Origin of the sequence: Streptomyces sp. Ru73 (assembly GCF_002920575.1) — a bacterium.
Taxonomy (GTDB): Bacteria; Actinomycetota; Actinomycetes; order Streptomycetales; family Streptomycetaceae; genus Streptomyces.
This window is the reverse complement of sequence record NZ_PQSQ01000010.1, coordinates 20,390-40,482: the sequence shown is the minus strand read 5'-3', so window position 1 is coordinate 40,482 and position 20,093 is coordinate 20,390. Positions and strand designations below refer to the sequence as shown.

General features: G+C 72.9%; 16 protein-coding genes. 8 read left to right on the top strand and 8 right to left on the bottom strand.

The features are described 5' to 3' along the window. Positions 1-374 precede the first annotated feature (374 nt). From C3486_RS06885 to ssd, 4 genes are all read right to left on the bottom strand, one after another. Positions 375-959 carry a type II secretion system F family protein gene (locus C3486_RS06885; RefSeq protein ID WP_258052644.1) on the bottom strand — a complete coding sequence of 195 codons (585 nt, stop codon included), beginning with the start codon at positions 957-959 and terminating at the stop codon, positions 375-377. Between the two features lie 229 nt (positions 960-1,188). Beyond that, entirely contained in the window at positions 1,189-2,166 is a 978-nt protein-coding gene (locus C3486_RS06880; protein ID WP_258052643.1) for a type II secretion system F family protein, read from the bottom strand. Further along, on the bottom strand, positions 2,163-3,491 hold the full coding sequence (locus tag C3486_RS06875; RefSeq protein ID WP_103831695.1) for a TadA family conjugal transfer-associated ATPase: 1,329 nt from the start codon (positions 3,489-3,491) through the stop codon (positions 2,163-2,165). The genes C3486_RS06880 and C3486_RS06875 overlap by 4 nt, the downstream gene beginning before the upstream one ends. Continuing rightward, positions 3,488-4,678, bottom strand: a complete 1,191-nt coding sequence (ssd, locus tag C3486_RS06870) for a septum site-determining protein Ssd (RefSeq protein WP_103831694.1) — start codon at positions 4,676-4,678, stop codon at positions 3,488-3,490. Before ssd ends, C3486_RS06875 begins: the two co-directional genes overlap by 4 nt. 440 nt (positions 4,679-5,118) lie before the next feature. Here ssd and C3486_RS06865 point away from each other — a divergent pair, with 440 nt between their 5' ends. Next, positions 5,119-6,000 carry an HAD-IB family hydrolase gene (locus C3486_RS06865; RefSeq protein WP_103831693.1) on the top strand — a complete coding sequence of 294 codons (882 nt, stop codon included), beginning with the start codon at positions 5,119-5,121 and terminating at the stop codon, positions 5,998-6,000. A 402-nt stretch (positions 6,001-6,402) separates the two neighbouring features. On the opposite strand, the gene C3486_RS06860 is transcribed toward C3486_RS06865, so the two are convergent. Then, positions 6,403-7,224: an oxidoreductase gene (locus C3486_RS06860; RefSeq protein ID WP_103831692.1), complete on the bottom strand. Its 822-nt coding sequence runs from the start codon at positions 7,222-7,224 to the stop codon at positions 6,403-6,405. Between the two features lie 101 nt (positions 7,225-7,325). On the opposite strand from C3486_RS06860, the gene C3486_RS06855 reads away from it, so the two are divergent. The 7 genes from C3486_RS06855 to C3486_RS06825 all read left to right on the top strand — a co-directional run bounded on the left by C3486_RS06855 (position 7,326) and on the right by C3486_RS06825 (position 16,691). After that, positions 7,326-8,318: an ATP-binding protein gene (locus C3486_RS06855; protein ID WP_103831691.1), complete on the top strand. Its 993-nt coding sequence runs from the start codon at positions 7,326-7,328 to the stop codon at positions 8,316-8,318. A 358-nt stretch (positions 8,319-8,676) separates the two neighbouring features. Further along, on the top strand, positions 8,677-11,019 hold the full coding sequence (locus tag C3486_RS06850; RefSeq protein ID WP_103831690.1) for a SulP family inorganic anion transporter: 2,343 nt from the start codon (positions 8,677-8,679) through the stop codon (positions 11,017-11,019). Positions 11,020-11,221: 202 nt separating this feature from the next. Further along, positions 11,222-13,183 carry an acetate--CoA ligase gene (acs, locus tag C3486_RS06845; RefSeq protein WP_103831689.1) on the top strand — a complete coding sequence of 654 codons (1,962 nt, stop codon included), beginning with the start codon at positions 11,222-11,224 and terminating at the stop codon, positions 13,181-13,183. A gap of 276 nt (positions 13,184-13,459) precedes the next feature. Continuing rightward, the gene (gene nhaA / locus C3486_RS06840) at positions 13,460-14,857 is read left to right on the top strand and encodes a Na+/H+ antiporter NhaA (RefSeq protein WP_103831688.1); all 1,398 of its coding nucleotides are present in this window, start codon (positions 13,460-13,462) and stop codon (positions 14,855-14,857) included. A gap of 42 nt (positions 14,858-14,899) precedes the next feature. After that, a complete protein-coding gene (locus C3486_RS06835; RefSeq protein ID WP_103831687.1) occupies positions 14,900-15,382 on the top strand; it encodes a phage holin family protein in 483 nt (160 codons plus the stop codon). Then, complete coding sequence (locus C3486_RS06830; RefSeq protein ID WP_103831686.1) at positions 15,379-16,332, top strand: alpha/beta fold hydrolase; 954 nt, start codon at positions 15,379-15,381, stop codon at positions 16,330-16,332. The genes C3486_RS06835 and C3486_RS06830 overlap by 4 nt, the downstream gene beginning before the upstream one ends. Positions 16,333-16,493: 161 nt before the next feature. Further along, positions 16,494-16,691, top strand: coding sequence for a hypothetical protein (locus C3486_RS06825; protein WP_103831685.1), 198 nt, complete (start codon positions 16,494-16,496; stop codon positions 16,689-16,691). Between the two features lie 118 nt (positions 16,692-16,809). Here the strand turns inward: C3486_RS06825 and C3486_RS06820 are convergent, their stop codons facing one another. From C3486_RS06820 to nth, 3 genes are all read right to left on the bottom strand, one after another. Beyond that, entirely contained in the window at positions 16,810-18,009 is a 1,200-nt protein-coding gene (locus C3486_RS06820; protein ID WP_103831684.1) for a MarP family serine protease, read from the bottom strand. A 13-nt stretch (positions 18,010-18,022) separates the two neighbouring features. After that, positions 18,023-18,802, bottom strand: a complete 780-nt coding sequence (locus C3486_RS06815) for a CoA pyrophosphatase (protein ID WP_103831683.1) — start codon at positions 18,800-18,802, stop codon at positions 18,023-18,025. A gap of 74 nt (positions 18,803-18,876) precedes the next feature. After that, positions 18,877-19,968: an endonuclease III gene (nth, locus tag C3486_RS06810; RefSeq protein ID WP_103831769.1), complete on the bottom strand. Its 1,092-nt coding sequence runs from the start codon at positions 19,966-19,968 to the stop codon at positions 18,877-18,879. Between the last annotated feature and the right edge of the window lie 125 nt (positions 19,969-20,093).

Sequence of the window (20,093 nt, the reverse complement as noted above, 5' to 3'; positions counted from 1 at the left end):
GGCACGGCAGTACGGACTACGGCGGTACGGCCAGTACACGCTTCCGGCGGCGCGGCTCCGCGTCCGCTGCTCGCCAACTCCCCCGCTGCGTCGTCCCGTACGCCCTCCCCTGCGCCTGCTCCCTTCCTCGCTTCTTCCGTCGCTCCGCCGGACGTCCCGGTTGCCCCCAAAGCACCAGGCACCCCAGATGCCCCAGATGTTCCGGGCACTCCGGATGATGTGTCCCGCACTGTCGTGTTCATGAGATCCCCCTGCTTGCTTGCTCGTTGCTTGATCGGTTGGTGGGTTGACTGGTTGGTGGGTTAGCGGATCGGTAGGTGGTGGGCTGGTGATGGTCGGTTGCATTCCGCGCGCCGCCCCGCCCCGCTACGGCCTCAGGTCGGCGGCAGCAGCCCCTGCGCCAGCCCGACGAGCACCGGGGCGACCCCGATCGTCAGGAAGGCCGGCAGGAAGCACACCGCCAGCGGCAGGGTCACCAGCACGCCCGCCTTGCGTGCGGACTCGGTTGCCGTGCGGCCCCACTCGGACCGCAGGTCGGCCGCGATGCGTGCGACCGAGTCGACGGCCGGTGCACCGGATGTACCGGCGCGCGCCAGGCAGCGCCCGAGCTCCCGTGCGCCGGGCAGTTCGCCGAATCGCCCCCAGCTCGCCGCCGCTTCGCTGCCAAGACGGAGCTCTGCCGCGGTGTGGCACAGCCGTTCGGCGACCGGGTCGCTCAGGGACTCGCCCACCGCGGCCGCCGCGGCACCGGGACTCGCACCTGCCGCCAGGCAGCCGGCCAACAAATCGGCCGCCGTGGCAAGTTGCTCGCGCACTGCCGCCTCCGCCGCGCGGACGGCGGACCGGGTTCTGGCCTGCTGCCGTCGGCGCCGCGTGGCGTACGCGCCCACGGCCCCCAGCACTGCCCCGGTGATGCCGCCGACCAGGACGGCGCCGGCACCGGCCGCGGCGAGGACCACGGCCCACTCCCGGACGACCTCGTTCCGCCGTTCGGTGCGGGCCCGTTGCTCCCGTCCGCGGCGAGACGCACCGCGCTCCGGCAGGAGGCCGGCCGTCGCGTCGGCGGCTGAGAAGATACGGGTCGCGCGCCGCCGGGCCGCTTTCGCGTGGACTGCCCGGCGGACGGCCACAGCCGTGCAGACCACGGTAGCCGTGAGCGAGAAAACCATCCCCAGGCTGTGGATAACTTCAGCGGTCGTCATCGGCCCGCCGCCCTTCCGCCGCGCGGACGATGCGGGCGGTCCAGAGCACTCCGGCCCACTCCAGCAGTCCACCGACCGCCAACAGGCCCCAGCCGACCGGCGTATGGAGGAGGACGTGGAGCGGGTCCGCGCCCAGTCCGCTCCCCATCAGCAGCCCGAAGGACGGGAGCAGGGCGAGCATGAGGGCGGTCGCCCGAGTGCCCGCCAATTGGGCGCTCAGCTCCCGCTGTTGATCGCGCTGGCCCCGGAGGCCGGCGGTGACGCGCTCGATGCCCGCGGCGAGTCCGACGCCGCCCTCCACCGCGACCTGCCAGCAGGCGGCCGCCCCGGTCAGCCCTTCGGCGCCCGGCAAGCGGGCCGCCTCACGCAGCGCGCTGGGCACGTCTCCGCCGTACCGCGCGGCCGCCAGCACTGCTGCTCCCGCGTCCCCCCATCCGCCCGGGCCCGCGTCCGGCACCGTCTCCGTGATGGCCAGCACCAGGGCCTGTCCCGGCTGGCGTCCCGCACGGAGTTCGGCGGCGGCCGAGGCGCAGAGCGCGATCACGTGATCGCGGCGCCGGTCGTGCTCCCGCCGGGCGGCGCGGCGGGCCAGGTGGCGGTGGGCGACCGGCACGGCCAGCGCGCCGAGCGCCACCGGCAGCGGCGACCGGCCCACGAGGCCGAGCAGAACGCCGAGGGGCAGGCACCACAGGGCGTGGCCCAGCCCCTGCAGCCGCGTCAGCCCCGCCCGGCACCGGCGGACCAGCCATTCACCGCGGGCCGGAAGCCGGTCGGCGCGTGGCCGTTGACCGGCACTCCGTCGCCGTACGGCAGGGTCGGAGCCGACCGACTCGGCGCCGGCCAGCAGCAGGCGTGCCCGGCGTACGGGGTCGTCCCGGTCGCCGATCCTCCAGAGGCCCGCCCCGGCGCACAGCAGGGCCGCGCACACCGGTGTCATCGTGTCCGCCGCGAACTGCGTACTCATGACGCGCCCCCGCTCGTCCCGCTCCCCCGGTCGCACAGGGCGGCGAGGCGGGGCCAGCCCTCGGCCCGCCGGAAGCCGGTCGGGCTCCAGAGCGCGGCGGGCGTGGTGGTGACCAGGCCCGCCGGGTCCCGGGCGAGGACATGGATCTCGGCGATACGGCGATGGCCCGTACGGTCGCGCATCACGTGGAGGACGACCGAGAGCCCGGCGGCCAACTGGCTGTGCAGTGCCATGCGGTCCAGCCCGGCCGTCGAGCCGAGCGCTTCGAGGCGGGCCGGCACATCGGCCGCCGCGTTGGCGTGCACGGTGCCGCAGCCGCCCTCGTGCCCCGTGTTCAGCGCGGCCAGCAGGTCGGTGACCTCCGGGCCCCGCACCTCGCCCACCACCAGCCGGTCCGGGCGCATGCGCAGCGCCTGGCGCACCAGGTCCCGCAGGGTGACCAGGCCGGCGCCCTCCTGGTTGGCGGGGCGGGTTTCCAGGCGTACGACGTGCGGGTGGTCGGGCCGCAGCTCGGCGGAGTCCTCGGCCAGGACGATCCGCTCGTCCCTGCCGACCAGGCCGAGCAGGGCACTGAGCAGCGTGGTCTTGCCGCTGCCCGTGCCGCCGCTGATCAGGAAGGACAGCCGGGCGGCAAGGACCGAGCGGAGCAGCCGGTCGCCGCCGGGCGGGACCGTGCCCGCCGCGGCCAGCTCGTCCAGCGTGAACGCCTTGGGGCGCAGCACCCGGAGCGAGAGACAGGTGGAGCCGACCGCGACCGGTGGCAGCACGGCGTGCAGCCGGGTCCCGTCGGGCAGCCGCGCGTCCACCCACGGGTGCGCGTCGTCCAGGCGCCGGCCGGCCACTGCCGCCAGGCGCTGGGCGAGCCGGCGGACGGCCGCCGCGTCGGGGAAGCGCACCTCGGTGCGGCGCAGTCCGCCGCCGCTGTCGACCCACACCTCGTCCGGCGCGGTGACCAGGACGTCCGTCACCTCAGGCGCGGCGAGCAGCGGCTCCAGGGGGCCGCTGCCGACCATCTCGGAGCGCAGTGCCGCGACCACGCCGAGCACCTCGGCGTCCCCGAGCAGCCGCCCCTCCTCGCGCAGCGCCACGGCCACCCGGGCGGGCGTCGGCTCGGCGCCGGCCCTGGCGAGTCGCAGCCGTACGGCTTCCAGGAGCTTCTCGCCGGTGCCCCCGTGCCTGCCGGGCTCCTGCCGCGCGCCACTGATGCCGGGCGGGGACGGCGCCATATGGACCGGCTCCGTCCTGCCGGGCCGGGACGCCACCCCGGACGGGGGCGCCACCCCGGACGGGGCCGGTCCCGCGAACCGGCCGACGGTGCCCTTCATGAGAGCCCGCCCTCGTCGGTACGGGGAGCAGCACCGGAGCCGTGTCCGGCGTACGTCCCGTACGGACCCTCGTGTGCGGAGCGGGGCCGCGCGGGCTCCCGTCCGTCCAGTACGCGTGCCCAGAACTCCGTACAGAACCGGGCCAGTGGTCCTCGCGGGTCCGCACCCGGTGGAAGACGGCGGGCGAGGGCGTCGGCGAGCTGCGGGTCCCACGGCAGGGTGCCGACCGGGGGCAGCGAGAGGAGCCGGGCCGGCTCGGCGTCCGGCAGCCCGGGCCCCGGTGTCTCGCGGGTCACCACGCGCAGGTCGTGCAGGAGCGAACGGGCCGAGGCGGCGACGCGCCGGGCCGCCACCGTGGCGCGCAGCTCGGCGGGGACGAGCAGCAGTCCCACGTCGATCTGCATGAGCGCTTCCGCCACGGCGCCGTCGAAACCACGCGGCAGGTCGACCACCACGACGCCGCCGCGCCTGCGCGCCGCCGACATCACCGCCCGCATGGCCTCCGGCGGGATCGTCACCGAGTCGCCGCGGTCCCAGCTGAGGACGCGCAGCGCGTGCAGCCGCGGGAGGGATTCGGCCAGGGCGCCGCCGCCGACCCGGCCGCGGGACTCGGCGAAGGCGGGCCAGCGGAGGCCCTTCTCCCGTTCACCGCCGAGCAGGACGTCGAGGCCGCCGCCCAGCGGGTCGGCGTCGATCAGTATCGTCCGGTGGCCCTGCCGCGCGGCCGTCACGGCCAGGGCGCAGGCGAGGGTGCTCGCGCCGGCGCCGCCCCGTCCGCCGAGCACGCCCACCGTGAGGGCCGGGCGCCCGTCGCCCTCCACCGCGTCGGCGATGCGGTCCACGAGCCAGCTCTCGCCGTCCGGCAGTCCGAGCACCCGCTCGGCGCCGATGTCGACGGCCTGCTGCCACACCTCGGTCTCGTCCGGGTGCTGTCCGATGAGGACGACGCCGGGCCGGCGCGCGAGACCCCGCAGCCGGTGGACGCAGTCCTCCCCGACGATCACCAGCGGGGCCGATCCCCAGCCCGCAGTGCCAGCACTGCCGCCGTGCGCCACGGCCGGCAGCGTGCCCGCCGCCGCGCAGAGCCGCAGAAGATCATCGAGAAGGTTTTCGTCCTCCGTGATGATCAACGGCCCGGAGTCTTGCGCGTCCCGTTCCGTCCCATCCGAATCGTTGCTTCCGGCCACGTTCTGTCCCCCTGTCGCTACACAACTCGCACATCCGCGAACTTCGCGGACTTTCACGGTGCAGCGATCCGGAAAATCCCGTGGATCTTGGTCGAAAACTGTGGACAACTACTGGGGCTGTGAATATCCCGGTCACCTATACCAGCGACTATGGAAAACTTCCTGAGAGCAGTCTTCTGATTACGGTAAGTTACGAACCGTAGGCATGACGCCGCGCGGCGGCCTGCCGCCGAAGGAAGATCAAATAGCTGCCCCCGCGCCCCGAAAATGGGTCCGGACATGCGACGACCCCCGCCGGGGGGGAGAGCGGGGGTCGTCCCCACGGCCGACTCGGGGGGGGAGGAGTCGGGCCGGGTTAGCACGGTCGCGAACGATCCGTGACTTCCATGGTGTACCCGAGAGCCTTCTCAGGCAAACCCACGCGCCACACCTTACGCCGAATGGTGCCCCCCTATGCTCGCCTTGTGGAAAACCGAAGCTCGCTTCCTTCAGCGCCCCACTCGGCCCCTCGGACGGCCGCGTTCTTCGACCTGGACAAGACGGTCATTGCTAAGTCGAGCACGCTGACCTTCAGCAAGTCCTTCTACCAAGGCGGCCTGATCAATCGGAGGGCCGCGCTGCGCACCGCGTACGCCCAGTTCGTCTTCCTCGCGGGCGGCGCGGACCACGACCAGATGGAGCGGATGCGGGAGTACCTCTCCGCCCTCTGCCGTGGGTGGGACGTGGCCCAGGTGCGGACGATCGTCGCCGAGACCCTCCACGACCTCATCGACCCCCTCATCTACGACGAGGCGGCCTCCCTCATCGAGGAGCACCACACCGCGGGCCGGGACGTCGTCATCGTCTCCACCTCGGGCGCCGAGGTGGTCGAGCCCATCGGCGAGCTGCTGGGCGCCGACCGGGTGGTGGCCACGCGCATGGTCGTCGGCGAGGACGGCCGCTTCACGGGCGAGATCGAGTACTACGCCTACGGCCCCACGAAGGCCGAGGCGATCCGGGAGCTGGCCGCGTCCGAGGGGTACGACCTCGCGCGCTGCTACGCGTACAGCGACTCGGCGACCGACATCCCGATGCTGGAGGCCGTCGGCCATCCGCATGCGGTCAACCCCGACCGGGCACTGCGCCGGGAGGCCGCAGCGCGCGACTGGCCGGTGCTCACGTTCAACCGGCCGGTGCGCCTGAAGCAGCGCATCCCGTCGCTCTCGATGCCGCCGCGGCCCGCGCTGGTCGCCGTCGCGGTGGGCGCGGCGGCCGCCACGGCGGGGCTGGTCTGGTACGCCAGCCGGCGCCGCAGTGCACCGGCGCGCGCCCTCTCCGCCTGAGGGACCGCCCCGGCTCCACCCCCGTACAGGGGGCCGGGAAACGAGCGTCCGATACGCCCTGTTTGAAGGTAAAAGTAAAGATGTGCAGCTAGGGGTTCCGCTTGTCGCGGCGCAGGAGTACAAAGGAATTAACGGCCCGCGAGACCAAGGATCTCCGAGAGGAAAACCTGTAGCGCACGAAGGCCCCACGGACCGAGCACGATCAACGGGAACCCACGCGACGCCGACCCGTCGATTACGGGCCAGCCGCATCAGGTGACGGACAAAGACTCCGACCTGTCGGCACCTATCGAGCACGCCTGGTAACCCGCTGAGAGTGCCACGCGGCGGTACCGAGCAGGACCAGGTACCGCCGCAACCCTTTGCCGGGGCCCGTCGAGACCCCCGCCGTCGGCGGACCGCCTACGCGGCGCCCCGCTGCAGCGCCTCGCACACCGCCGTGCTCTCCCGTGCACCCAGCTCGACCGCGCGCCCGCAGTGGGCGATCCATGCGGCCATGCCCTCAGGGGTGCCGGAGACGTAGTTCTCCAGTGCCGCCACGTACGCCGCCCGGCCCAGCTCCGCGTAGCCGACCTCCGACGGGCAGATGGACTTCGGGTCGAGGCCGCTGCCGACCAGGACGATACGTTCCGCCGTGCGCGCCACCAGGCCGTTGGAGGACCCGAAGGGCCGCAGTGCGAGCAGCTCGCCGTGCACCACGGCGGCCGTCACCAGCGCCGGCGCCTCGGTCCCCGCGAGGAGCAGGCGGGCCAGTCCGTCCAGCCGCCCGGCCACCTCGTCGGCGTCCGGCAGCGGGAGTTCGATCAGGGGCTCCTCCACGGCCTCACCCGCCAGGCGCGGCCGGCCCACGCTCTCATCGGGTACGTCGCCGCCCGCCGCCACCAGGTGCAGCCGGGCCAGCACCCGGAGGGGCGACTGCCGCCACACACTGAGGAGCTGCCCCGCCTCGGCCGACAGCCGCAACGCCGCACCTACGGTGCGCGCCTCACCGTCACCACTGAAGTCCGTGCGCCTGCGCACCTCTTCCAGCGCCCAGTCGGCACCCGAGAGCGCCGCCGAACCGCGCGCGCTACGAAGGGCCGCCTCCGCGGTGACCTCGTTGCTGCGGCGCCGCATGATCCGGTGCCCGTAGACCCGGTCGATGCTCTTCCGTACGGAGTCCACGCTGTCGGCGACACCGGGGAGCGAGGCGAGGGTCGCGAGCGGGTCGGCTGTCGTACTCATGGGGACGACCCTACGCACCACAAGGGCGAACCCCTCGTTGGAGTGGTCTTCTTCACGCAAACCCCTCACGTAAGGCGATTCGGCGGTTACGCTTCGTGAACATGAAGATCGCTTTCGTAGGCAAGGGCGGCAGTGGCAAGACCACGCTGTCCTCGCTGTTCATCCGCCACCTCGCCACCGCCGGCGTGCCCGTCATCGCCGTGGACGCCGACATCAACCAGCACCTGGGCGCCGCCCTCGGCCTGGACGAGGGCCAGGCGGCCGCACTGCCCGCGATGGGCGCCCATCTCCCGCTCATCAAGGACTACTTGCGCGGCAGCAACCCGCGCATCGCGTCCGCCGACACAATGATCAAGACGACGCCGCCGGGCGCGGGCTCCCGGCTGCTGCGCGTCACCGAGGACAACCCCGTCTACGCCGCCTGCGCGCGCGAGGTGCGCCTCGACGACCGCACGGTCCGGCTGATGGCCACGGGGCCGTTCACCGAGTCCGACCTCGGGGTGGCCTGCTATCACTCCAAGGTCGGCGCGGTGGAGCTGTGCCTGAACCACCTCGTGGACGGCCGGGACGAGTACGTGGTCGTCGACATGACGGCGGGCTCGGACTCGTTCGCCTCGGGGATGTTCACCCGGTTCGACATGACCTTCCTGGTCGCCGAGCCGACCCGTAAGGGCGTCGCCGTGTACCGCCAGTACAAGGAGTACGCGCGGGACTTCGGTGTCGCGCTGAAGGTGGTCGGCAACAAGGTGCAGAGCCCCGACGACCTCGCGTTCCTGCGCGACCAGGTGGGCGACGACCTGCTCGTCACGGTCGGCCAGTCCGACTGGGTGCGGGCCATGGAGAAGGGCCGTCCGGCGCCCTTCGTACAACTGGAGGACGCCAACCGGGAGGCGCTGCGCACGCTGCACACCACCGCCGACGCCGCGTACGAGGGGCGCGACTGGGAGCGCTACACGCAGCAGATGGTGCACTTCCACCTGAAGAACGCCGAGAGCTGGGGCAACGGGAAGACGGGCGTCGACCTGACGGCCCAGGTCGACCCGGGCTTCGTGCTCTCCGAAACCCCGGCGACGACCGCGCCGCAGCCCGCCTGACGGCCGTACGGCGGCCCGCCCCGGATTTTGCCGCCCACCGGGGCGCCCGCCGGCCCTCAGAGCCGCCCACAGCGCCTTCCGGCCGGACCGGCGGCCCGCGGACACCCGCCCGTCCGCGCGGCAACGCACACGCCGGACAGAGGCGCCCGCGTTCACCTGATGGGCGGAACAATCAGCCCATTCGCCCGTCGCGGCTCCGTGGTGACCCGATACGTCATTACGATCTCTTTACCGACATCGAAGAGTCACCGGGCCGTCACCCACCGCAAGGCATCCCGGCCGGCTCAGCCCCGCAGTACACCGCCGCCCCACGGCCGCCTCCCTTGAGCGCGGCCGCGTCGCCCCGGAGGAGACGGGAATGCCGCAGCCCCACGCATCCGAGCCGGCCACGCCGCGGTCCCAGGACCCGCGTACCGCTCCGCAGGACCACGACCGACAGCCGCCCGCGGAAAGGCGGCCCACGGCGTTCCGGCGCCCCTCCGGCGAGGACTGGCGCCGGGACCTGGGCGCCTCCTTCGTCATCTTCCTGATCGCCATCCCGCTCTCCCTCGGCATCGCGCTGGCCATCGGTGCGCCCCCGCAGGCCGGGCTCATCGCCGCGGCCGTCGGCGGCCTCGTGGCCGGTCTGCTGGGCGGCGCGCCGCTCCAGGTCAGCGGCGCCGCCACCGGCCTCCTGGTCGTCTCCGCCGACCTCGTGCAGCGGTACGGCTGGCGCACCACCTGCGCCATCACCGTGCTGGCCGGCCTCGCGCAGCTCCTTCTGGGCACGCTCCGCGTGGCCCGTGCGGCGCTCGCCATCAGCCCCGCCATCGTGCACGGCATGCTCGCCGGCATCGGGGTGACCATCGCGCTCGGCCAGCTCCATGTGGTGCTCGGCGGAGACGCGCACAGTTCCTCGCTCACCAACATCGCCGAGCTGCCCGGTCAGTTGGCGGGCCTGCACGGCGTCTCCGTACTGATCGCCGCGGTCACCGTCGCCGTCCTGGCCGGCTGGCCGCGGCTGCCCGGCCGTCCGGGCCACACGCTGCGCAAGATTCCGGCGCCGCTGCCCGCCGTGGCCCTCGCCACCGCCCTGAGTACGGGCTTCACGGTGCCGCGCGTCGAGCTGCCCTCCTGGCGCGCACCCGAACTGCCCGCGCTCCCGGACACGCCACTGCTCGGCCTGGCCGCCGCCGTCCTGACGGTGACGCTCGTGGCGAGCATGGAATCGCTGCTGTCGGCCGTCGCCGTCGACAAGCTGGCCACCGAGCAGCCGGGCCCCGGCCCGGCGCCCACCCGCCTGGACCGCGAGTTGCTGGGCCAGGGCGCCTCGAACGTCCTCTCCGGGCTGCTGGGCGGCCTGCCGATCGCCGGCGGCGCGATGCGCGGCTCGGCGAACGTGAAGGCGGGCGCGACCGGGCGCGCGTCGACGGTGCTGCACGGCGTCTGGGTGGTGCTGTGCTCCGGGCTGCTGGCCGGGGCGCTGGAGCTGATCCCGCTGGCCGCGCTCGCCGCACTGGTGATGCTCGTCGGCGTACGGATGGTGAGCTTCGCGCACATCCGGCACGTGCAGCGGCACCGGGAGTTCCCCGTCTACGCCGTCACGCTGGGCGGTGTGGTGGTCTTCGGGGTGCTGCAGGGCGTGGGCCTGGGGATCGCCGTCGCCGTCTTCCTGGCGCTGCGCCGGCTCACCCACACCCGGGTCTCCGTCATCGAGGACGGCGACCAGCACCGGGTGCGCGTCAGCGGCCAGTTGACGTTCCTGGCCGTACCGCGGCTGACCCGGGCGCTCGCGCAGGTGCCCGGCACGGCCCGTGCGGTCATCGAACTGCACGGCTCCTTCATGGACCACGCCGCCTACGAGGCCCTGCAGTCCTGGTCCAGCGCGCACCGTGCGCGCGGTGGCGAGGTAGTCCTGGGCGGGCGCGGCGGGCGGCCGATCGCCGAGCCGGCCGGTACGCACGCCTGCCGTCCCTGGACGCCGTGGCGCAACCACCACTGCACGCGCCCCGAGCGGCCCACCGGTACGGACGACGCGCAGCTCCTGGGAGGCGGCCGGCTGCTGGGCGGGGTGAGCGCCTTCCAGCGGCACACGGCCCCACTCGTGCGCGAGGAGCTGGCCCGGCTCGCGCGGGAGGGGCAGCGGCCCACGAACCTCTTCCTGACCTGCGCCGATTCCCGGCTCGTCACCAGCATGATCACGACGAGCGGCCCTGGCGACCTCTTCACGGTGCGCAACATCGGCAATCTGATGCCGCCGCCGGGCACGGAGGCCGCGTGCGACTCCGTGGGCGCCGCCATCGAATACGCCGTCGAGGTGCTGAAGGTAGGCTCGATCACCGTGTGCGGGCACTCGGGGTGCGGCGCGATGCAGGCCCTCCTGAGCACGCACCACCACGAGCCCGGCGCGCAGACCCCGCTCGCGCGCTGGCTGCGGCACGGCCGCCCGAGCCTGGACCGGATGGCGCGTCCCGAAGGCGCGCAGGTCCGGCTGGCCGACCGTCCGGTCGCCGACGACCTGGAGCGGCTGGCGCTCGTCAACGTCATGCAGCAGCTGGACCACCTGATGACACATCAGTGCGTGGCGCGCCGGGTGGCCGAGGGCTCGCTGTCGCTGCACGGCATGTACTTCCACGTGGCCGAGGCACAGGCGTACGTGCTGGAGCACGGCTCGGACCGGTTCTCGGCCGTACGGCCCGGGTCCACGCCCGTCACCGCGTGACCCGTTCGGCCGCGGCATCGCGGAAACTGCTGTGACCTGCGGCGCTCCATGATCCTTACGGCGCGGCGGCGAATGCGGGCCGCGTTCCCAAGGGAAGCAAAAGGTCTACACCAATTTTTATCAACAGCCCTTGTCAGAGCGGCCCATCGGCTGATGAGCTATGGCCCGGGACACACCGGACGCCCTGAGACTGGGAGATGCCGTGAGCAACGAGAGCCTGGCCAATCTGATGAAGGAGGAGCGGCGGTTCGCACCGCCCGCAGACCTGGCCGCGAACGCCAACGTCAAGGCGGTGGCGTACGAACGGGCCGCGGCGGACCGGCTGGGCTTCTGGGCCGAGCAGGCGAAGCGTCTGACCTGGGCCACCGAGCCCACCCAGACGCTGGACTGGACGAACGCGCCCTTCGCGAAGTGGTTTGCCGACGGCAAGCTCAACGTCGCGTACAACTGCGTCGACCGGCACGTGGAGAACGGCCTGGGCGACCGGGTCGCCATCCACTTCGAGGGCGAGCCCGGCGACACCCGCGCCATCACCTACGCCGAGCTGCAGCGTGAGGTCTCCAAGGCCGCCAACGCGCTGACCTCGCTGGGCGTCGAGGCCGGCGACCGGGTCGCGATCTACATGCCGATGATCCCGGAGACGGTCATCGCCATGCTGGCCTGCGCCCGTCTGGGCGCGCCCCATTCGGTGGTCTTCGGCGGCTTCTCGGCCGACGCGCTGGCCACCCGCATCCAGGACGCCGACGCCCGCGTCGTGATCACCTCCGACGGCGGCTACCGCCGCGGCAAGCCCTCCGCGCTCAAGCCCGCCGTCGACGAGGCGCTGACCAAGCCCGGCACGGAGAACGTGCGCAGCGTCCTCGTGGTCCGCCGTACCGGCGAGGACACCGCGTGGACCGAGGGCCGGGACGTCTGGTGGCACGAGCTCGTCGAGCAGCAGAGCGACCAGCACACCCCGCAGGCCTTCGACGCCGAGCACCCGCTGTTCATCCTGTACACCTCGGGCACGACGGGTAAGCCCAAGGGCATCCTGCACACCACGGGCGGCTACCTCACCCAGGTCTCCTACACCCACCACGCGGTCTTCGACCTCAAGCCGGAGACCGACGTCTACTGGTGCACCGCCGACGTCGGCTGGGTGACCGGCCACTCGTACATCACCTACGGCCCGCTCTCCAACGGCGCGACCGAGGTGCTCTACGAGGGCACGCCCGACACCCCGCACCAGGGCCGCTGGTGGGAGATCGTCCAGAAGTACGGCGTGACGATCCTGTACACCGCGCCGACCGCGATCCGCGCCTGCATGAAGTGGGGCGATGACATCCCCGCCAAGTTCGACCTGTCGAGCCTGCGCGTGCTGGGCTCGGTCGGCGAGCCGATCAACCCCGAGGCGTGGATCTGGTACCGCAAGCACATCGGCGGTGACCGCACGCCGGTCGTGGACACCTGGTGGCAGACCGAGACCGGCGGCATCATGCTCAGCCCGCTGCCCGGCGTCACGGCGGCCAAGCCCGGCTCCGCGCAGGTGCCGCTGCCCGGCATCGCGGCGACCGTGGTCGACGACGACGCCAACGAGGTGCCCGACGGCGCCGGCGGCTACCTCGTGCTGACCGAGCCGTGGCCGTCCATGCTGCGCACCATCTGGGGCGACGACCAGCGCTACCTGGACACCTACTGGTCCCGCTTCGAGGGCAAGTACTTCGCGGGCGACGGCGCGAAGAAGGACGAGGACGGCGACATCTGGCTGCTGGGCCGGGTGGACGACGTCATGCTGGTCTCCGGGCACAACATCTCCACCACCGAGGTCGAGTCCGCGCTGGTCTCGCACCCGAAGGTGGCCGAGGCGGCCGTCGTGGGCGCCACCGACCCGCAGACCACCCAGGCCATCTGCGCCTTCGTGATCCTGCGCGGCGGCGTCGAGCAGGACGAGGCGCTGGTGAACGAGCTGCGGGCGCACGTCGCCCAGAGCCTCGGCCCGATCGCCAAGCCCAAGCGCATCCTGCCGGTCCAGGAGCTGCCCAAGACCCGTTCCGGCAAGATCATGCGCCGGCTGCTGCGGGACGTCGCGGAGAACCGCGACCTGGGCGACGTCACCACCCTGACCGACTCCTCGGTCATGGAGCTGATCCAGTCCCAGCTGCCGAGCGCGCCGAGCGAGGACTGACCGGCCCGGACCGCAGCTGACCGGTCCGCGCCGTACAGGGGCGCCCCGCCGAGCACCGGCGGGGCGCCCCTTCGCCGTGTGCGGGCCCGGACGGGGCGCGCTCACGGGCGCACTGTGACGTACGCCCCCGGAACGCCGCTCGCCGGATCGTTTGTGCGCCACCCGGGTAGAGTGAAGAACGCGTCAAGAAACGCACGGAATATCGAGGGTGCGCCGGGAAGTCTGGTCGGCAACTGCAACAGCCATGTTCAGCTGCCACCGCCCGGAGGTCACCGCGTGAAGTCCCCCGCCCCCCGCCGCAACGTCCTGCTCGGCCGGATCTCCCTGCCCGAGCGGAACTACCTCGCGGACCTGCTCCGCACGGAGACCGTGGGCGGCGTCCTGCTCCTGGTGGCGGCGGTCGCCGCACTCATCTGGGCCAACACGCCACTCGGCGACGGTTACGAGGCGGTACGCGGCTTCCACTTCGGCCCCGCGGCGCTCGGCCTGGACCTCTCCGTCCAGCACTGGGCGGCCGACGGCCTGCTCGCCGTCTTCTTCTTCGTCGCCGGCATCGAGCTCAAGCGCGAGCTGGTCGCGGGCGAGCTGCGCGACCCCAAGGCCGCCGCACTGCCCGTCGTGGCCGCGCTGTGCGGCATGGTCATGCCCGCGGTCGTCTACACCGTGGTCAACACCACGGGCGGCGGCTCCCTGGGCGGCTGGGCGGTGCCCACCGCGACGGACATCGCCTTCGCGCTCGCCGTCCTGGCCGTCATCGGCACGTCCCTGCCGTCCGCACTCCGCGCGTTCCTGCTGACCCTGGCCGTGGTCGACGACCTGTTCGCCATCCTGATCATCGCCGTCTTCTTCACCTCGACGATCAACTTCTGGGCGCTCGGCGGCGCGGTGCTCGGGCTCGCGGTCTTCTACGTACTGCTGCGCAAGGGGGTGCGCGGCTGGTACGTGTACGTGCCGCTCGCCCTGGTCATCTGGGGCCTGATGTACAACAGCGGCGTGCACGCGACCATCGCGGGCGTGGCCATGGGCCTGATGCTGCGCTGCCACCGGCGCGAGGGCGAGCCGCACTCCCCCGGCGAGCACATCGAGCACCTCGTGCGCCCCCTGTCGGCCGGCCTCGCCGTCCCGCTGTTCGCCCTCTTCTCGGCCGGCGTGTCCGTCTCCGGCGGCGCGCTGCACGACGTCTTCACCCAGGCCGAGACGCTCGGCGTGGTGCTCGGCCTGGTCCTCGGCAAGACCCTCGGCATCTTCGGCGGCACCTGGCTGACCACCCGGCTGACCAGGGCCTCGCTCAACCCGGACCTGAAGTGGCCGGACCTCTTCGCGGTGTCGGCGCTGGCCGGCATCGGCTTCACGGTCTCGCTGCTCATCGGCGAGCTGGCGTTCTCCTCGGACCCGGTGCTCACCGACGAGGTCAAGGCCGCCGTGCTGACCGGCTCGCTGGCGGCCGCCGTCCTGGCCACCGTGCTGCTGAAGATCCGCAACGCCAAGTACCGGCGGCTGTACGAGGAGGAGAACCGCGACGAGGACCAGGACGGCATCCCGGACGTCTACGAAGAGGGCACCCCGGAGTACCACTTGCGCATGGCTGCCCTCCTCGAGGCCAAGGCGGCCGAACACCGACGCCGGGCCGAGGTGGCCGCCGCCTCCGACGCCGGGCAGGATGGTCCGGCATGATCTGAGAGGTAATCAACGGGAGACCGAGAACGGGAGCAGTCGATGAGCACAGCAGACGACGGCACGGCCGGCGGCACGGACCGCACCCTCGGGCAGCTGGTGGCGCACGCCACCACCGAAGTGTCCGCGCTGGTCCACGACGAGATCGCGCTCGCCAAGGCGGAGCTGCGGAACGACGTGAAGCGGGCCGGCGTCGGCGGGCTGGCGGGCGGCGCGGCGGCGATCGTGCTGCTCTTCTCGCTGCCGATGCTGAGCTTCGCGCTGGCCTACGGCATCCAGGCCTGGAGCGGCTGGCACCTCTCGGTCTGCTTCCTGCTCTCCTTCGCGGCCAACGTGCTCGTCGCCGGGCTGCTGGGCCTGATCGCCCTCGTCTTCTTCAAGAAGGCCAAGGCCGGCAAGGGCCCGCAGAAGACCGTCGCGTCCGCCAAGCAGACGGCGGCCGTCCTGGGGAACGTCAAGCCGCACCCGCGGCCGGCCGTGGAGGAGCACCCGGCGGTCGAGAGTGTGACACGCTCGGCCGTATGACGGCTTCCGAATCCTCGCCGGCCCCCTCACCCACCTCGGTGGTACGGCTCGACCTCCCGGGCGGGCACGAGGTGACGCACCGGGACGTGGCGGCCAACGGCGCGCGCTTCCACATCGCCGAGATGGGTGACGGGCCGCTGGTACTGCTGCTGCACGGCTTCCCGCAGTTCTGGTGGACCTGGCGGTACCAGCTGCCTGCGCTCGCCGAGGCGGGCTACCGGGCGGTGGCGATGGACCTGCGGGGCGTGGGCGGCAGCGACCGCACGCCCCGCGGTTACGACCCGGCCAACCTCGCCCTGGACATCACCGGCGTGGTGCGCTCGCTGGGCGAGCCGGACGCCGCGCTCGTCGGGCACGACCTGGGCGGTTACCTGGCCTGGACGGCCGCTGTGATGCGGCCCAAGCTCGTCCGGCGGCTCGCGGTGGCCTCGATGCCGCACCCGCGGCGCTGGCGCGCGGCGATGCTCGCGGACGTCAAGCAGAGCCGCCGCTCCTCGCACATCTGGAGCTTCCAGCGGCCCTGGCTGCCCGAGCGTGCCCTGGTGGCCGACGACGCGGCGCTGGTCGGGCGGCTGATCCGGGACTGGTCCGGGCCCCGGCTGCCCGAGGACGACGCGATCGAGGCGTACCGGCGGGCGATGACCATCCCGTCCACGGCGCACTGCTCGATCGAGCCGTACCGCTGGATGGTGCGGTCCATGGCGCGGCCCGACGGCATCCAGTTCAACCGCCGGATGAAGTGGCCGGTACGGGTGCCGACGCTGCACCTGCACGGGTCCCTCGACCCGGTGATGCGCACCCGCAGCGCGGCCGGCTCCGGGGAGTACGTCGAGGCGCCGTACCGCTGGCGGCTCTTCGACGGGCTGGGGCACTTCCCGCACGAGGAGGACCCGGTCGCCTTCACCACCGAGCTCATCAACTGGCTCAAGGACTCCGAGCCGGACCGGTGACCCGCCGCAGGTCCGTTTCTGCGGTGCCCGGGGGACGGAAGTGACGCACCGCCGAACGGATACGAACGTCCGTCTGACGAGCAGCCACTTGCCTCGCGCATAGGCCAATTGACCGACACCGGTGCGGTTACGGACCGCGGGGCACGGGCAGAGTCGAGGGTATGGGCTGGACGCACGACTACCGTGACGTGGCACGCAACCGCCGCAGCAACGCCGCTGCGCTGGGCACCAAGGAGAGGAGCGCCCCGGACCTCCGGGCGGGCGGACCTCATGAGCTCGCCGATCCACTCGGCATCCCGCGCATCCTGCGCCGCCGTGCGCGCTGGGTGACCGCGCGGCTCCGTCACCCGCGGGGCTGACGCGCCGGGCCGCCGGTGCCCGCCGCCAGGAGCCCGCTGGGCGGACTCGCGGGACGGCGGGCGCCCCCGAGGGCCCGGCGGGCCCCGGAAGGCGGCAGCGGCCGCTCGGGGCCCCTTCTCACATCGCGCAACCCTGACTGTCGGCCTGCCGCTGTGCCGTGCGGCCCCGCTGCACGTCGGTGCGGACCTCGTCGGCCGTCAGGGCGTACCCCGTGCTGTCGTCGTCCAGGGACTTGGCGAAGACGACGCCGTAGACCTCGCCGCGCGGGGTGAGCAGCGGGCCGCCGGAGTTGCCCTGCCGGACGGTGGCGTAGAGGGAGTACACGTCGCGGGCGACCGTGCCGCGGTGGTAGATGTCCGGGCCGTTGGCCTGGATGCGGCCGCGGACCCGGGCCGAGCGGACGTCGTAGCCGCCGTTCTCCGGGAAGCCGGCGACGATGGCGTTGTCGGCGGTCCGCGCGTCCTGGTCCGCGAAGCGCAGCGCGGGCGCCCGCAGCGAGGGGACGTCCAGTACGGCGATGTCGCGCCGCCAGTCGTACAGCACGACCTTGGCGTCGTACCGCTGGCCCTCGCCGCCGATCTGCACCGTCGGCTCGGTCACGCCGCCGACGACGTGCGCATTGGTCATGACGCGGTGCGGGGCGAAGACGAAGCCGCTGCCCTCGAGGACCTTGGCGCAGCCGGTGGCCGTGCCGACGACCTTCACGATGCTGCGCTTGGCGCGGGCCGCGACCGGGCTGCCGGCCAGCGCCGGGTCCGGCGGCCGGACCTCCTGGATCGGCTCGTTCGAGAAGGGCGTGAAGACCTGCGGGAAGCCGTTCTGCGCGAGTACGGAGGAGAAGTCGGCGAACCAGGTGTCGGCCTGCGCCGGGATCACCCGGGACACGCCGAGCAGCACCTTGGAGTTCCGCACCTCCTTGCCGAGCGTCGGCAGCGAGGTGCCCGCGAGGGCCGATCCGATGAGCCAGGCCACCAGCAGCATCGCCACGACGTTCACCAACGCGCCGCCCGTGGCGTCCAGGGCGCGCGCCGGGGTCCAGGTGATGTGTCTCCGGAGCTTGTTGCCCAAGTGGGTGGTGAGCGCCTGCCCCACGGAGGCGCACACGATCACGATGGCGACCGCCGCGATGGCGGCGAAGGAGCCCGGTGTGGCGTCCTCGGTCACTTCGTTCCAGATCACGGGCAGCAGGTAGATCGCGATCAGACCACCGCCGAGGAAGCCGATCACGGACAGGATGCCGACGACGAAACCTTGGCGATAACCGACGACCGCGAACCACACGGCAGCGACCAACAGCAGGATGTCCAGGACGTTCACGCCCGCCACCGTCTCATGAGCGCCAGTCGAGCGGGACCTGCTTGTCGCGGTCCCAGGGCACTTCCCACCCCGCGTAATGCAGGATGCGGTCGATGAGACCGGCGGTGAAACCCCAGACCAGGGCCCCCTCGACGGTGAAGGCCGGGCCGACGTGGCCACTCGGATGGCGGGACGTCACCCGGTGCGCGGGGTCCGTGAGATCGGCCACGGGAACCGTGAACACCCGGGCCGTCTCCGCCTGGTCGACCACGCCGACCGGGCTGGGCTCGCGCCACCAACCGAGCACCGGCGTCACCACGAAGCCGCTCACCGGGATGTAGAGCCGGGGCAGCACACCGAAGAGCTGCACGCCGGAGGGGTCCAGGCCGGTCTCCTCCCAGGCTTCGCGCAGCGCGGCCCGCAGCGGACCGTCACCGTCCGGATCGCCGTCCTCCGGGTCCAGCGAGCCGCCCGGGAAGGACGGCTGGCCCGCGTGCGAACGCAGCGTCCCGGCCCGCTCCATGAGGAGCAGCTCGGGACCGCGCTCGCCCTCGCCGAAGAGGATCAGCACGGCCGACTGCCGGCCGCCGGACGGCGGCGGCAGGAAGCGGCTCAGCTGGTGCGGCTTGACCGTCGCCGCCGCCTCCGCCACCGGGCGCAGCCACTCCGGCAGCCCCTCGGTCGTCAGGCGCACGTCCCCGGTGGCCGCCCCCGCGCCGGCCGTCCGCTGCCCGTACGCCTCCCGTCCGTCCGCCGGCCGCGCACGGGCGTCCTCGCCGTACGCCCCGCGCGCCGTCTCCTGTGCTCTCGTCATCCGCGCCCCCTCAGGCCCTCGCTGCGATGGTCACCCACGTGCCGGCCCCGGGGCCGTCTCCCGTCACCCGGCCGTCACGCGGCCCCCAGGGGCGGCGCGGGCTCGCCGGGGAAGTCCGCCGGGGGCCGCAGCCGCTGCCCCGGCTTGCCGCCCATCTCGTACTTCAGCAGCTTCTTCGCCTTCTCCGGGTCGGTCTCGCCCTCTCCGTACGACGGGCACAGCGGCGCGACGGGGCAGGCACCGCAGGCGGGCTTGCGGGAGTGGCAGACGCGGCGGCCGTGGAAGATCAGGCGGTGCGACAGCATCGTCCACTCGCTCTTGGGGAAGATGTCGGCGATCTCCGCCTCGACCTTCTCCGGGTCCTGCTGGGTGGTCCAGCCGAACCGGCGGACCAGCCGCCCGAAGTGGGTGTCGACGGTGAGCCCCGGGACGCCGAAGGCGTTGCCGAGCACGACATTGGCCGTCTTGCGGCCCACGCCGGGCAGGGTGACCAGGTCCTCCAGCCGGCCGGGCACCTCGCCGCCGAAGCGGTCGCGCAGCGCGGCGGACAGACCCAGCAGGGACCGCGCCTTGGCCCGGAAGAAGCCGGTCGGCCGGATCAACTCCTCCAGCGCCTCGGGGTCGGCCGCGGCCATGTCCTCGGGCGTGGGATACGCGGCGAAGAGGGCCGGGGTGGTCTGGTTGACCCGCAGGTCGGTGGTCTGGGCCGACAGGACCGTGGCGACCAGCAGCTCGAAGGGGTTGCGGAAGTCCAGCTCGGGGTGGGCGTACGGATACACCTCGGCGAGCTCGCGGTTCATCCGGCGGGCCCGGCGGACCAGCGCGACCCTGGACTCGTCCTTGCGGACGGCGGGCGCCGGGGCGGCGGGGGCCTTCTTCGCCGCGCTCTTCTTGGCGGTGGTCTTCTTCGCCGCGGCCTTCTTGGCGGTGCTCTGCTCGGCGGTGCTCTGTCCGGCCGCGGTTTTCTTGGCCGCGGACTTTTTGGCCGGGGATTTCCTCGCGGTGGTTTTCTTCGCGGCGGTTTCTTCGCTTCCGGCGGGCTCCGCGGCCGCTTTACGCGCGGTCGTCCGCTTCGTGACGGCAGCCGTCCGCTTCCCGGCCGCGGCCGTCTTCTTCGCCGCTGACCTGGGCTTCTTCGCTCCGGGAGCGGTCTCCTCGGCGGGCACCGCCGACTGCCCGGCGGTGGCCGGTTCCTTACGGGACCGCGCCGCGCCGCGCGCGGGGCCGGCGGCGGCCGGTCCGGACGCTTCCGGCACCTCCGTCACCCCGGCCTTCTCCGCCGCAGGTGCCC

Coding starts and splice junctions, on each gene's coding strand:
- C3486_RS06880 (WP_258052643.1), bottom strand. CDS start 2,166: ATGAGTACGCAGTTCGCGGCGGACACGATGACACCGGTGTGCGCGGCC.
- C3486_RS06875 (WP_103831695.1), bottom strand. CDS start 3,491: ATGAAGGGCACCGTCGGCCGGTTCGCGGGACCGGCCCCGTCCGGGGTG.
- C3486_RS06865 (WP_103831693.1), top strand. CDS start 5,119: ATGGTGCCCCCCTATGCTCGCCTTGTGGAAAACCGAAGCTCGCTTCCT.
- C3486_RS06860 (WP_103831692.1), bottom strand. CDS start 7,224: ATGAGTACGACAGCCGACCCGCTCGCGACCCTCGCCTCGCTCCCCGGT.
- C3486_RS06855 (WP_103831691.1), top strand. CDS start 7,326: ATGAAGATCGCTTTCGTAGGCAAGGGCGGCAGTGGCAAGACCACGCTG.
- C3486_RS06850 (WP_103831690.1), top strand. CDS start 8,677: ATGCCGCAGCCCCACGCATCCGAGCCGGCCACGCCGCGGTCCCAGGAC.
- C3486_RS06835 (WP_103831687.1), top strand. CDS start 14,900: ATGAGCACAGCAGACGACGGCACGGCCGGCGGCACGGACCGCACCCTC.
- C3486_RS06830 (WP_103831686.1), top strand. CDS start 15,379: ATGACGGCTTCCGAATCCTCGCCGGCCCCCTCACCCACCTCGGTGGTA.
- C3486_RS06825 (WP_103831685.1), top strand. CDS start 16,494: ATGGGCTGGACGCACGACTACCGTGACGTGGCACGCAACCGCCGCAGC.
- C3486_RS06815 (WP_103831683.1), bottom strand. CDS start 18,802: ATGACGAGAGCACAGGAGACGGCGCGCGGGGCGTACGGCGAGGACGCC.